This window comes from Rhodoblastus acidophilus (assembly GCF_025961575.1).
Classification (GTDB): domain Bacteria; phylum Pseudomonadota; class Alphaproteobacteria; order Rhizobiales; family Beijerinckiaceae; genus Rhodoblastus; species Rhodoblastus acidophilus_C.
In genome coordinates, this window is record NZ_JAOQNX010000023.1 from 1 (window position 1) to 13,410 (window position 13,410).

The following is a 13,410-nucleotide window of genomic DNA, read 5'->3' on the forward strand; positions in this document are numbered from 1 at the left end:
ATAGGCGCGCTCCTGTCAGCTTTCACGCCGCAAGAGTGCGCCAATTTCTTCGCCGCAGCAGGATATGATCCGGATTAAGTCGAATCCGCTCTAGATGCTTTAACGAAACCTGCGACGCCGCCTTTTCCCCTTGCGGGAGAAGGAGGCGCGCTCAGGCGCCGGCGCGTTGCTCCACCGCTTGCGCCACCGCCGCCAGGGCGGCGTCGGCGGCTGCGCCGTCGGGGCCACCGGCTTGCGCCATGTCGGGACGGCCGCCGCCGCCCTTGCCGCCGAGTTTTTCCGAGGCCAGGCGGACGAAATCCACCGCGTTGAATTTCTGCGTGAGATCGGGCGTCACCGCCACCACCACGCCGGCGCGGCCGTCGTCGGACACGCCGACAATGGCGACAATGCCGGAGCCGACGGATTGCTTGGCCTCGTCGGCGAGCGATTTCAGATCCTTCATCTCGACGCCGGTGACGGCGCGCGAGAAGAATTTGATGCCGCCGATTTCCTTGACCGGCTGTTCGGCGGAGGCGCCGCCGCTCATCGCCAGCTTTTTGCGGGCGTCGGTCAGTTCACGCTCGAGCTTTTTGCGCTCTTCCAGCAGGGCGGCGAGGCGCTCGGAGGCGTCCTCCACGGGCGCGCGGAGCAGGCCCGAGAGATCGCGCAGCACGCGCGCTTCGGCATTGAGATGTTTGCGGGCGCCGATGGCCGTTTTCGCTTCGATGCGCTGGACGCCGGCGGCGACGGCGCTGCGGCCGACGATCGAGACCAGACCAATGTCGCCGGTGCGGCGAACATGGGTGCCGCCGCACAGTTCCACGGAAAAGGCGTGGCGGTCGCCGTGGCCCATCGAGACCACGCGGACCTCGTCGCCGTATTTTTCGCCGAACAAAGCGCGGGCGCCGGATTTGATCGCCTGCTCCTGGTCCATGAGACGGGTTTCGACCGCCGCATTTTCCAGAATCACACGATTGGCGATTTCCTCGACTTCCGCCAGTTCCTGGTCGGTGACCGGCTTGGGATGGGCGAAATCGAAGCGCAACCGGTCGGCGGCGACCAGCGAGCCTTTTTGCGCCACGTGATCGCCCAGGACTTGCCGAAGCGCTTCGTGCAAGAGGTGGGTGGCGGAATGGTTGGCGCGGATGGCGGCGCGGCGCTCGATGTCGACCTCGAGCTCCAGCGCGGCGCCGACTTCAAAGGCGCCTTCCAGAACCTCGCCCTCGTGGACGAAGAGATCGCCGACTTTTTTCCAGGTGTTGTCGACGCGGAATTTCACGCCGGCCGCATGGAGAATTCCGGTGTCGCCGACCTGGCCGCCGGATTCCGCGTAGAAGGGCGTCTGGTTGAGGATGACAAACCCCTTTTCGCCCGCCGACAATTTTGTCTGCTCGGCGCCGTCGCGCACCAGCGAGACCACCACGCCCTCGGCGCGCTCGGTCTCGTAACCCAAAAAGTCGGTGGCGCCGACGCGGTCCTTGACGGCGAACCAGATGGTTTCGGTGGCGGCCTCGCCGGAGCCCGACCAGCTTTTGCGCGCCTCGGCCTTTTGGCGGGCCATGGCGGCGTCGAAAGCTTCCTTGTCCACGCCGATCTTGCGCGCGCGCAGGGCTTCTTGGGTGAGGTCGAGCGGGAAGCCGTAGGTGTCGTAGAGCTTGAAGGCGACTTCGCCGTTAAGGTTTTGTCCCGCGGTGAGGTCACGGGCTTCTTCATCGAGGATGGAGAGGCCGCGCGCGAGGGTGGTGCGGAACCGGGTTTCTTCCAGCTTCAGCGTTTCCTCGATCAGGGCTTGCGCCCGGACCAGTTCCGGATAGGCGGCGCCCATTTCGCGCACCAGCGCCGGGACCAGGCGCCACATCAGGGGATCGCGGGCGCCCAGCAATTGCGCGTGGCGCATGGCGCGGCGCATGATCCGGCGCAGCACATAGCCGCGGCCTTCGTTGGACGGCAGGACGCCGTCGGCGACCAGGAAGGCGGAGGCGCGCAAATGGTCGGCGATGATGCGGTGGCTCGCGCCCATCTGGCCGCCGGGCTCGACGCCGGTGGCGTCGGCGACGGCGCGGATCAGCGCGCGGAACATGTCGATGTCGAAATTGGAGTGCACGCCCTGCATCAGCGCGGCGATGCGCTCCAGGCCCATGCCGGTGTCGATGGAGGGGCGGGGCAGGGGGACGCGCTGGCCGGGCGCCACCTGCTCATATTGCATGAACACCAGGTTCCAGAATTCGAGGAAGCGGTCGCCGTCCTCGTCGGGGCTGCCGGGCGGGCCGCCCGCCAGCGCCTCGCCCTGGTCGTAGAAAATCTCGGAGCAGGGGCCGCAGGGGCCGGTGTCGCCCATCGACCAGAAATTGTCGGAGGTGGGGATGCGGATGATCCGGTCGTCGGAAAAGCCGGCGATCTTCTTCCACAGGCCGAAGGCTTCGTCGTCGTCATGGTAGACGGTGACCAGCAGGCGGTCCTTCGGCAGACCGAAATCCTTGATGATCAGCTCCCAGGCCAGCGCGATGGCCTGTTCCTTGAAATAGTCGCCGAACGAGAAATTGCCCAGCATTTCAAAGAAGGTGTGGTGGCGGGCGGTGTAGCCGACATTGTCGAGATCGTTGTGCTTGCCGCCGGCGCGCACGCATTTCTGCGACGAGGTGGCGCGCACATAGTCGCGTTTTTCCGCGCCGGTAAAGACGTTCTTGAACGGCACCATGCCCGCATTGGTGAACATCAGGGTCGGGTCGTTGCGCGGCACCAGGGGCGCGGATTCGACCTTGGTGTGGCCGTGCTTGGCGAAATGATCCAGAAATGCCGACCGTATCTCGTTGACGCCGCTCATGGACTGCCCAAACCTTTGCTTTCCGACTTGCCTCAACGTCGCGCCGGGCGGAACGGATGGCAAGCGGCTCTATCTAATGGAGGGGCGTCCTTAAGTCGAGAGGGGCGCGGCCGCGCATGGGCGGGATTTGCTGGCGGTTCAGGGCGGTGAGCGTGGGAGTGGGAAATTGCGCCCCCGGAAAGATGGAAAAGCCGACGCTTGTGGGCGTCGGCTCGGACTTTTGGGGATGGCCTATTCGTCGTCGGCGGAGGACGGGTCGGCGTTCTCCAGAATTTTTTCGGCGATCAGGCCGGCGTTCTCGCGAATGGTCTGTTCGATGCGCGCGGCGGCGTCCGGGTTCGCGCGCAAAAACGCCTTGGCGTTCTCGCGGCCCTGGCCGAGGCGCTGGCTGTCGAAGGAGAACCAGGCGCCGGATTTTTCGACCACGCCCGCCTTGACGCCGAGGTCGATCAACTCGCCCATTTTCGAGACGCCTTCGCCATACATGATGTCGAATTCGACCTGTTTGAACGGCGGCGCCACCTTGTTCTTCACCACCTTTACGCGCGTCTGGTTGCCCGTAACTTCTTCCCGATCCTTGATCGCGCCGATGCGGCGGATGTCGAGGCGCACGGACGCATAGAATTTCAGCGCATTGCCGCCGGTCGTGGTTTCGGGCGAGCCATACATCACACCGATCTTCATGCGGATCTGGTTGATGAAGATCACCATGGTCCGGGATTTGGAGATCGAAGCGGTGAGTTTGCGCAGCGCCTGGCTCATCAGGCGGGCCTGGAGGCCGGGCTGGACGTCGCCCATTTCGCCGTCGATCTCCGCGCGGGGCACGAGAGCCGCGACCGAATCCACCACTAGCACGTCGATTGCGCCGGAGCGGACCAGGGTGTCGGTGATTTCCAGCGCCTGCTCGCCGGTGTCGGGCTGGGAAATCAGGAGGTCGTCGAGCTGCACGCCGAGTTTGCGGGCATAGACCGGGTCGAGCGCGTGTTCGGCGTCGACAAAAGCGCAAACCCCGCCCTTCTTTTGCGCTTCCGCGATCGTGTGCAGGGCGAGCGTGGTTTTACCCGAGGATTCCGGGCCGTAGATTTCGATGATTCGGCCGCGCGGCAGGCCGCCGACGCCGAGCGCAATGTCGAGCCCGAGGGAGCCCGTCGAAATGGTCTCGATTTCCGTGGCCGGCTGGTTCTTGCCGAGCCGCATGATCGAGCCTTTGCCAAAAGCGCGTTCGATCTGCGACAGGGCGGCGTCAAGGGCCTTGGTCTTGTCCACGGAGGTTCCTTCCACGAGGCGAAGATTCGCTTGCGACATCGGACTGACCCTTCTGGCATGTTTGACGCGGCTGACGCAACCGCTGTTCAGGGCAATGTACAGCGTTTGTTCTGGTTCGCAAGTTCTTTTTTTGTTCGCGTTCAAGGTTGTGCGCCGCGGCCACCCGGCGGTTGCGGGCTCGCGCGACGGGTTCACGCGCGCTGTGGCGCGCGGAGGAATTTAAAGGCGCAAGGTCAGGCACTTGGCGGCGCCGCCGGCTTTCATGAACTGGGTGAGCGGCGCGCGCGCGAGCGTCAGGCCCTGCGCCTGAACCTTCTGCTCGAGCGCGGGGCTGGCGTCGTTGAGCAGCAGCATGTCGTCGAGCGCCACGGCGTTGCAGCAGAATCGCGTCGCGTCGGCCTCCTCGACGGCGATGCGCTGTTCGGGCGGGACGCGCGCGGCGATCGCCTCCTGCGACGCCTTGTCGAAGGCGGCGGGATAATAGAGCAGGGCGCCGCCCGGCAGCGGGCACAAGCAGGTGTCGAGATGGTAGAAGCGCGGGTCGATCAGGCGCAGGGGCGCGGTTTCACGGCCGAAGAGTTTGGTCAGCGCGGGCGCCATCCGCGCGTCCGAGCGAAAGCCATGGCCAAGCCAAATGAGATCGCGCGCCTCGTCGACGAGCGCGTCGCCGGCGCCTTCGAACTCTAAGGCTGGCTCGATCACTTCAAAGCCGGCTTTTTCAAACCAGGCGCGCCAAAAGATTTCTTCGCCCCGGCGCTGCGGACAGCGGAAGCGGCTGAGCAGGACTTTGCCGTCCAGCGCCAGGCCGGCGTTGGCGGTGAAGACCATGTCGGGCAGGCCGGCCTGCGGCGCGATCAGGCTGATGTCGGCCTTGCGCGCGATCAGGTTTTTCAGCGCGGTCCATTGCGCTTGCGCGGCCTCAGGCTGGGTGTGGCCCTGCTGGCCCTCCATCCAGGGATTGATGACATAGGACACGCCGAAAAAATCCGGCGGGCACATCAGGAACCGGGAGCGACTAAAGAGACGGCAGCTTCTCAAACCCGTACCACAAGGCTGACACCATCGGCATCAACAACTACTCGCAACCTTTTCCTTTAGTTTCGCTCTCCATGCGTCGCCACGGACGGATGCCGCTTCCGATGCGTCACGCGCGTCGACGACTCCCCGCTTGCTCGCCGGTGATTTCAGCCGTTCCTCTGTGCGACGTGCGATCTCCGCTCGGGCAGCTTCTGATAGTTGATGCGGACGATCGATTGGCATGTTCACCTCCCCTAAATAGTTCCGTTTAGCTTAGATTTAATTGCCTGTTCCATGACGCTACTTAACTCTAACGCATGCCGCTCAAGCGTTTGTATCAAGGATTGCTCTATGATGTAATTCACAGTTTCGTCAAAATCATGGTTAGCAAAAGCTATGCTCCCGTCAATTAAGAGAACAGCATGCACGAGGCCCGAAGCTCCGGTGTCGAAAAGATAGAGAAAGTCGTCATAACCATCGGTTGGGACTCTCTTGACATCACGTGGCTCGATTGTTGTGAAATGATAATCAAAAACGGGTAATACAAAGCAAAAATTTGGCCTATTATTGACAATCCTGCTTGCGTCGCAACTTAGGTGGGTAGGGTCCGATTGACGCACGGTTTGCATCAAGTCCATGCGGCAGTAAGCGGGAATTCCAGAATTCCGAATGATTCCGACAAGTTCTTCGTACAGCTTAATGATTGAAACATTCCGGCTTTGTGATACACATTGACGGCACTCGTAGCACAATATTGCGGGGGCATCGATTGAATTACGGTTCAGGTCCGTGTCTACGCACAGTATAACTCTAACGTAATCGTCTTTCGAGCCGTTCATCCGTTTAAGAACAGTGGAGTGAATTCGCGAAAATATATCATCGATAATCGCGCGAAAAGGCGCCAATTCAACGGTCGATCTCGTGCCAAAGGCGCAAGCGTGATCAACGGATTTTGTGTAAATCTCCTCGATAAGCTTACGGCATACCTTGTCAAATCGCAAATAGTGTGGCTGATCTGATGTATCTTGCTCGAGCAATGCAAAATAAGGCAAGTCGTTAGCTTGTGCCATTTCGACGCTATTCTTGGCGTCTCCACTAACAAGATGCCAGAGTTTCCTCATGTAAGTTGCCGAGGAGTCCGAGTCCTTCGTGGCTAAGCCGATTGTGACGAAGCTGGACGTTTTGAGGTCTCGAAACTCATCAGCATCAATCTCGGGATCGCTCAGGATTCTTCTTAGTTCGCTGTTGAGTTTCGCTGCTGGGAAATTCAGAAGAATGCCGCCATCTGAGTACCGTTTCGTTTTCCAGGCATCTCCGCGAGGTGACAATCGTTTTGGCCAAAATACCAGAGGATGACCAGCTGAAACCCGAACCAAACGAGATAATGGAATATCGAGGAAACGTTCTTCGAGGTTGTTGACAATAAGTAACTCTGCGCAATCGACACATGCTGCGGTAAGAAAGAAAGGTAAAAAGTAGGCGTCAGTAGCTGTAGGTTGATCATAAATCAGGTCAAAAATATTGTTTTTTCTTTCAAGATCGGGGGTGAATTTGATAGACTTCTTGTTTTTGTAAGCCTCCAGCTGGGGGTATCCGTCGAGCGCAAGTTGAAAGTCATTATGTTCAAAAGAAGAAATTGCATTTACCGTTCGAATCCAAACAACTACTTCTGCGATCTGCCTCAAAGTTAGATGTTTAGCATCTGGATGTATGTCGTGAACCAAATCTTTATGTATGTGTCTCCGCTCGAGGCCATACCAAACCATGTCATTGATAAAGCGCTCGAATTTTACGCCAGGGCAGCCAAGGTTCGCATTGAGTGACGGCGAGCGAAAATTATTGTTCGAGCCGAACGAGACAATACAAAATGTGTTTATTACCCAACCAACAAGGCTCAAAGTGGTATTTGCGATTAAAACTGCTGGTAATATAAGGATATAGCTCACGACGAGATGTAAAAAATCTCCGAGCGATAACATTGCAGGAAAAAGTCCAAAAAACCGGTTTGACCGCGATTTGATGAACTCAATTAGCTCTCGAGGTCCCAGGCCTGACCAAAGGCCAATGGCCACGAGCGCCCCGGCGGACGCGCCGCCGAGAGCAATGATCTTGTCCACACGATTCCGCGACAAACCGACGACATGGCCTGGAAAGAACAAGCCACGAATTCCCCCTCCCTGAAACACGAGAGCAGCGCGCAGAATAAAATTCGGATCCGGTTTCCAGTGAGTCATGTGAATGTGAGTCAGTTCGCAATTGAGCACGAACAGACGTCGTCGATTACGTATTGTCAAGTCGAAGTCGCTTGCGGCGATCACGCGGCTTCGGCTTGGGGGGCCATGCGGATCAGGTGGTCGAAGGCGGACAGCGCCGATTTCGCCCCGTCGCCCATGGCGATGATGATCTGCTTGTACGGCGAGGTCGTGCAATCGCCGGCCGCAAACACGCCCGGCAGCGAGGTCGCGCCGCGCGCGTCCACCTCGATCTCGCCGCGCGGCGACAGCGAAACCGTTCCCTTCAGCCATTCGGTGTTGGGGACCAGGCCGATCTGCACGAAAATGCCTTCGAGCTCGAGTTTTTGCGCGGCGCCGGTCTTTCGGTCCTTGTAGGAGAGGCCGACCACCTTTTCGCCGTCGCCATGGACTTCCGTGGTCTGGGCGGAGACGAGCACGTCGACGTTCTTCAGCGAGCGCAGCTTGGCTTGCAGCACCGCGTCGGCGCGCAATTGCGCGTCGAACTCGATCAGCGTGACATGCGCGACAATGCCGGCGAGGTCGATGGCCGCCTCGACGCCGGAATTGCCGCCGCCGATCACCGCCACGCGCTTGCCCTTGAACAGCGGGCCGTCGCAATGCGGGCAATAGGCCACGCCCTTGTTGCGATAGTCCTGTTCGCCCGGCACGTTCATCGAGCGCCAGCGCGCGCCGGTCGACAAGATCACGGTTTTTGCCGAGAGCGTCGCGCCGTTCTCCAGTTGCACGCCGACCAGGCCGTCGGCGCCGGCCGGGATCAGTTTTGACGCTCTTTGCAGGTTCATCACGTCGACGTCATAGGATTTGACGTGCTGTTCCAGCGCCGCAGCCAGTTTGGGGCCTTCGGTGTGCGGGACGGAGATGAAGTTTTCGATCGCCATCGTGTCCAGGACCTGGCCGCCGAAGCGCTCCGCGAGCACGCCGGTGGCGATGCCTTTGCGCGCCGCATAGATCGCCGCCGCCGCGCCGGCCGGGCCGCCGCCGACCACCAGCACGTCAAAGGGTTTTTTGTCCGCGAGCTTTTCGGCGGCTCTGGCGCCGGCGTTGACGTCGAGTTTCGCCAGGATTTCCTCAAAACCCATGCGGCCCTGACCAAAAGGTTCGCCGTTGAGGTAAATGGCCGGCACAGCCATGATTTTTCGGGCTTCGACTTCGGCCGGGAACAGCGCGCCGTCGATCGCCACATGTTTGACGCGCGGATTCAGGGAGGCGAGCAGGTTCAGCGCCTGCACCACGTCGGGGCAGTTCTGGCAGGAGAGCGAGAAGAAGGTTTCGAAGGCGAACTCGCCCTGGAGGCTTTTGGCCTGTTCGATGGCGTCAGGCGATTCCTTGGCCGCGTAGCCGCCGACATGGAGCACGGCGAGAATCAGAGAGTTGAATTCATGGCCCATGGGCAGGCCGGCAAAAGTCACGCGCGGCGTCTCGCCATCGCGGGCGATTCCAAAGCTGGGGACGCGGGGGTCGGCGCCGTCGAGCTTGAGCGTGATCTTGTCCGACTGGGCCTTGAGGTCTTCGAGCAGCGCCCGCATCTCTTGCGATTTTTCGTCGGCGCCCAGCGTCGCGGTGAGGGTGATCGGGGAGACGATCCGCTCGAAATAGGCGCGCAATTGGGTCTTGATGGCGTCGTCCAGCATGGTCCAGTCTCCAAAAGTTTTTCGCGTTTTCTTCTTGGATAAAAAGGCCCCCGGGCCATGGCCCGGGGGTTCTCAGCGCCGCAGGAGAGGGGAGACCGCGGCTCTGGAATTTCAGTCGATCAGATCTTGCCGACCAGGTCGAGCGAGGGGGCGAGGGTCTTTTCGCCTTCCTTCCACTTGGCCGGGCAGACTTCGCCAGGATGGCTGGCGACATACTGGACCGCCTTGATCTTGCGCAGCAGCTCCTTGGCGTCGCGGCCGACGCCGCCGGCGCTGATTTCGAGGATGGCGATCTTGCCGTCGGGGTCGACCACGAACGTGCCGCGGTCGGCGAGGCCGGCTTCCTCGATCAGCACGTCGAAGTTGCGGGAAATGACGTGGGTGGGGTCGCCGACCAGGAAGTAGTTGATCTTCTTGATGGCGGCGGAGGTGTCATGCCAGGCCTTGTGGCAGAAATGGGTGTCGGTGGAGACGCCGTAGATTTCCACGCCGAGCTTTTGGAATTCGGCATAGCTGTCGGCGAGGTCCTCGAGTTCGGTCGGGCAGACGAAGGTGAAATCGGCCGGATAGAAGAAGAACACCGACCATTTGCCCTTGAGATCGGCCTCGGAGATGTCAACGAATTTGCCCTGCTTGAACGCCGTGGCCTTGAAGGGTTTCACTTGAGTGTTGATGAGCGACATTTTGCGACCTCGAAATTGTTTATCCCGCCGTTCGGCTGGGGCTCGGCTTGTCGCCGGCAAACGCAAACTAGACGGAACCCATGATCGGGTAAAATGCAAAAAATGATTTTTATTGATCGAGAAAAACGATAATACGGATGGGTTCGCTCCTCGGCTATCCGTGGACCGCCCCCGCCCTTCGAGACGCTTGCTGCGCAAGCTCCTCAGGGTGAGGGCTACTGGGTGGCTCTTGCCCAGAGGGCGAAGCGAGAGGTCAAAAATGCGGAATCTGCCTACACTGCGCCAGCTTCGCTTCCTTGTCGCCGTTGTCGAGCGGCGGCATTTTTCCGCTGCGGCCGAAGAATGTCTGGTCAGCCAGTCCACGCTGAGCGCCGCCATTCAGGAGCTGGAGGAGCTGTTGGGCGTGCGTTTGCTCGAGCGCAGCCGGCGAAAGGTGATTCCGACCGCCATCGGGCTTGAACTCGCCGAGCGGGCGCAAAAATTGCTGCGCGACGCCGAGGAACTGGTCGAGGCCGCCGATTCCGCCCGCGATCCCCTGTCCGGCGCGCTGCATCTGGGGGTGATCCCGACCATCGGGCCGTTCCTCGCGCCGCGCATCATGCCGATATTCCGGGAGAAATTTTCGGAACTGAAGGTTTTTCTGCGCGAGGAGCAGAGCGCCCAGCTGTTGGCGCGGCTGAAGAGCGGGCAGATCGATGCGGCGATTTTCGCCTTGCCCTATCCGTGCGACGACATGGAGACCGCGGAATTCGCCAGCGACCGTTTTTATGTGGTCTGTCCGCCGCGCCACCGGCTCGCCGGGCGCATCACGGCGCCGCCGCAGGAACTGGCCGGCGAGGATTTGTTGCTGCTGGAGGAGGGCCATTGTCTGCGCGACCATGCGCTCGCCGCCTGCTCGCTGGAGGGGGCGCGGCGCAACGCCGGATTCCAGGGGACCAGCCTGCACACTTTGGTGCAAATGGCCGCCAATGGGCTGGGCGTGACGCTCGTTCCGGAAATGGCGGTGGTGTCGGGCATTTTGCGCGGGTTGGACCTTTCGGCGGTGCCGCTGGCGGAGGAGGGCGCCGCGCGGAAAATCGCGCTGATCTGGCGGCCGTCGTCGAATCGAAAGGTGTTGTTCCGCAGCCTTGCCGCCGTGCTGCGGCAGGAGTTGGCGGATGGCGCGGAGCAACGCTATGTCGCTGAAGCCCGCGCTCCAGCCCCTCACCTTCCGGCCTCTCCCCGCTAGAGCGCAGGGCTGTCCGGGGAAATTGTCGGTTCTACAGAGACGCGAATGTCCGCATTGCGATGCAACTCAATGTCATCATGGCCGGGCGTCGTCCCGGCCATCCACGCGGCGCCGCAATGCGAACTGCCGGAGGTTTTTCCCGGCGGGCCGGCGTGGATGCCCGGGACAAGCCCGGGCATGACGTTCTTGGGTTGAAATCGCGCTGGGAAACCAACCAATATTGTTTCCCTGGACAGCCGTGCGCTCTAGCGGGGCGAGTCGGGTCGAGGCTGCCGATCAGGCGGCGTCGCGGTTCTGCGCGGCTTCGGCAAATTGCGCCGCGGCGAAGCCCGGTTCGGTGCGCGCCACCTTGGCGCGCATTTTCGTCCCGTCCTCGAATTGCAGGGTGATGGCGTCGCCCGTCTTGAGGCGCCCCGACGCGGTGAATTTCGCGCCGTCGTCGGACAAATCCACCAATTGCGCCGCCTCGCTCTCGCCATTGGCGAAAATCACCAGCGCCTGGGTGGAGCGGCGGCGCAGGGCTTTGCGCCGCTCCTTGATGTCGCGGGTCAGGTCGACCAGAAACGTTTCGACCGTTCGCGTCAGCGTCGCTCCCGCATTCGCCAGTTCTTCCGTCACGGAGGCGACGCGCCCGGCCTCGACATTGGTCTCGCCGATCACCCGCGCCGCATGGGTGACGTTGTCGCTGGTCACCGTCGAGCTCTGCGCGGCGCGGGAGACGGCGCGGGCGATCTCCTCGGTGGCTTCGCTCTGCTGGCCGACCGAGGAGGCGATCGCGCCCGACAAAGCGTCAATGTCCTCGGCGGCGCGGGCGATCGCCTGGATCGCGGTTTCCGCCTGTTTGGTCGCCGCCTGAATGTCGCCGATCTGCGCGCCGATCTCGTCGGTGGCCCGCGCCGTATGCTCGGCCAATGTCTTCACCTCCGAGGCGACGACGGCAAAGCCGCGGCCGGCCTCCCCGGCGCGCGCCGCCTCGATCGTCGCGTTGAGCGCCAGCATGTTGGTCTGCTGGGCGATGCCGCGGATGATCTCGACAATGGCGCCGATCTTTTCGGCCAGGGCGACCAGCGCGCCGACGTGGCGATCCGTGTCGCGCGCCGAGGCGCTGGTCTGGTCGACGCGATGGCGCATGCCTTCGATCTGGCGGAGGATTTCCTGGATCGACGACGTCAGCTCCTCCGCCGCCGACGACACCGTCTGCATGTTTTCCGAGGACTGGCTGGCGGCGTCATGGGCCTCGCCGGCCGCGCCGCTGGCCTGGGCGGCGACGGAGCCGAGCTTTTTCGCGGTCTCGTCCATGTCGCCGGTGCGCGCGCCGAGCGTCGCGACAATGGCGTTCACGCTGGCGCGAAAACCGGCGCTCATCTGTTCGAGCGCGCGCTGGCGCTCCGCCTCGCGCGCCCGCTCGCTGCGGGCCTCGTCCTCCAGCCGGGCGCGCGCTTCCGCATTCTCGCGAAAGACTTTTACCGAGCGGGCCATTTCGCCGATCTCATTGGCGGAGTCGAGGCCTTGCAGGTCGAGCGCGGTGTCTCCCTTGGCGATGGCGTCCATGGCGGCGTGCAATCGGCCCAGCGATCCCGCGAGATAACGCCAGACCGCCACGGCGAGCGCGAAGGCCGCCGTCAGGGCAAGCGCGATGGTGGCGATCAGGATGCGAAGGCCATGGGCGGCCTCGGCTTCGTTTTCGGCGAATTTTTCCGCGCTGAGCGCGTCGGCGCGGGCGATGATGGCCTTGGCCCCGGTTTCGCAGCGCGTGTAATCCTCGACGACCCGCTTTTCCACGGCCTCGAGCGCCTGGGCCGCCTTGGCCCAGGCTTCGAAACGGGCGCTATAGACCTCGACGAGCGCGTCGAGCCTTTGCCGTTGCGAGTCCAGCTCCGCATCGGCGGCGATGGCCGTTTTCAGCTCCTGCGCGGTCTTGGCGTTGGCCGCGAGATATTTGTCCTGACGGCGCAGCATGAAATCCTTCTCATGGCGGCGCAGCGTCAGGACTTTGACGTTCAGCGTGGGGCGGTCCAGTTCGGTGAAGGCTTTTTCAAGCTCGTGCACGGCGGCGCGCAATTCGCCTTCGAGGCCCTTGTCGGGCGTGAGGCCCATGGTCCGCAGCGTCTCCGCCATATCAGCGAATGTGGCGATATATTGCCCGAGGGGCTTTTCGATCGAGGCCAGATCGCGGTTCAGCCCGGAATCGTCGAGCGGCTTGGCTTCCTCGGCGAGGGCGCGCCATTTTTCGCGCGCCGCCTGCGCCTGTTGGGCGTGCTCGGCGACCGCGGCTTCGTCGTGGCGCAGCAGGAAATCCTTTTCGCTGCGACGCATCTGCGACAGCAGCGCGCCGAATTGCGAGGCGTCGAGCGCGGTCTGCGCGGCGACGCGCGCCCGCGCCTGGGACACGCTTTGCGCCTGGAGAGTCCAGACCACGTTGACGAGGACGGCCCCGAACCCGAGCGCGGACACCAGCGCCATGGCGAGCAACAGGTGACGGATCTTGAAACGACCAAGCATAAGGAGCCCCAGAAATGCGACG

At 62.1% G+C, this 13,410-nt stretch carries 8 protein-coding genes; 1 reads left to right on the forward strand and 7 read right to left on the reverse strand.

All coding sequences use genetic code 11. The annotated features are described in order from the left end of the window. Positions 1–151: 151 nt before the first annotated feature. From alaS to ahpC, 6 genes are all read right to left on the reverse strand, one after another. The gene (gene alaS / locus M2320_RS15985) at positions 152–2,806 is read right to left on the reverse strand and encodes an alanine--tRNA ligase (RefSeq protein ID WP_264598128.1); all 2,655 of its coding nucleotides are present in this window, start codon (positions 2,804–2,806) and stop codon (positions 152–154) included. A 231-nt stretch (positions 2,807–3,037) separates the two neighbouring features. Next, positions 3,038–4,111, reverse strand: coding sequence for a recombinase RecA (gene recA, locus M2320_RS15990; protein WP_264598129.1), 1,074 nt, complete (start codon positions 4,109–4,111; stop codon positions 3,038–3,040). 180 nt (positions 4,112–4,291) lie between these two features. Next, the gene (locus M2320_RS15995) at positions 4,292–5,047 is read right to left on the reverse strand and encodes a dimethylarginine dimethylaminohydrolase family protein (RefSeq protein WP_264598130.1); all 756 of its coding nucleotides are present in this window, start codon (positions 5,045–5,047) and stop codon (positions 4,292–4,294) included. Positions 5,048–5,343: 296 nt separating this feature from the next. Next, positions 5,344–7,323: a patatin-like phospholipase family protein gene (locus M2320_RS16000; protein ID WP_264598131.1), complete on the reverse strand. Its 1,980-nt coding sequence runs from the start codon at positions 7,321–7,323 to the stop codon at positions 5,344–5,346. An 80-nt stretch (positions 7,324–7,403) separates the two neighbouring features. Further along, the gene (ahpF, locus tag M2320_RS16005; protein ID WP_264598132.1) at positions 7,404–8,975 is read right to left on the reverse strand and encodes an alkyl hydroperoxide reductase subunit F; all 1,572 of its coding nucleotides are present in this window, start codon (positions 8,973–8,975) and stop codon (positions 7,404–7,406) included. A gap of 119 nt (positions 8,976–9,094) precedes the next feature. Beyond that, a complete protein-coding gene (ahpC, locus tag M2320_RS16010) occupies positions 9,095–9,658 on the reverse strand; it encodes an alkyl hydroperoxide reductase subunit C (RefSeq protein WP_184427183.1) in 564 nt (187 codons plus the stop codon). Positions 9,659–9,917: 259 nt separating this feature from the next. On the opposite strand from ahpC, the gene M2320_RS16015 reads away from it, so the two are divergent. Next, on the forward strand, positions 9,918–10,886 hold the full coding sequence (locus M2320_RS16015) for a hydrogen peroxide-inducible genes activator (RefSeq protein ID WP_264598133.1): 969 nt from the start codon (positions 9,918–9,920) through the stop codon (positions 10,884–10,886). A 276-nt stretch (positions 10,887–11,162) separates the two neighbouring features. On the opposite strand, the gene M2320_RS16020 is transcribed toward M2320_RS16015, so the two are convergent. Continuing rightward, on the reverse strand, positions 11,163–13,388 hold the full coding sequence (locus tag M2320_RS16020; RefSeq protein ID WP_264598134.1) for a methyl-accepting chemotaxis protein: 2,226 nt from the start codon (positions 13,386–13,388) through the stop codon (positions 11,163–11,165). Positions 13,389–13,410: the final 22 nt, after the last annotated feature.

Coding starts and splice junctions, on each gene's coding strand:
- alaS (WP_264598128.1), bottom strand. CDS start 2,806: ATGAGCGGCGTCAACGAGATACGGTCGGCATTTCTGGATCATTTCGCC.
- recA (WP_264598129.1), bottom strand. CDS start 4,111: ATGTCGCAAGCGAATCTTCGCCTCGTGGAAGGAACCTCCGTGGACAAG.
- M2320_RS16000 (WP_264598131.1), bottom strand. CDS start 7,323: ATGACTCACTGGAAACCGGATCCGAATTTTATTCTGCGCGCTGCTCTC.
- ahpF (WP_264598132.1), bottom strand. CDS start 8,975: ATGCTGGACGACGCCATCAAGACCCAATTGCGCGCCTATTTCGAGCGG.
- ahpC (WP_184427183.1), bottom strand. CDS start 9,658: ATGTCGCTCATCAACACTCAAGTGAAACCCTTCAAGGCCACGGCGTTC.
- M2320_RS16015 (WP_264598133.1), top strand. CDS start 9,918: ATGCGGAATCTGCCTACACTGCGCCAGCTTCGCTTCCTTGTCGCCGTT.
- M2320_RS16020 (WP_264598134.1), bottom strand. CDS start 13,388: ATGCTTGGTCGTTTCAAGATCCGTCACCTGTTGCTCGCCATGGCGCTG.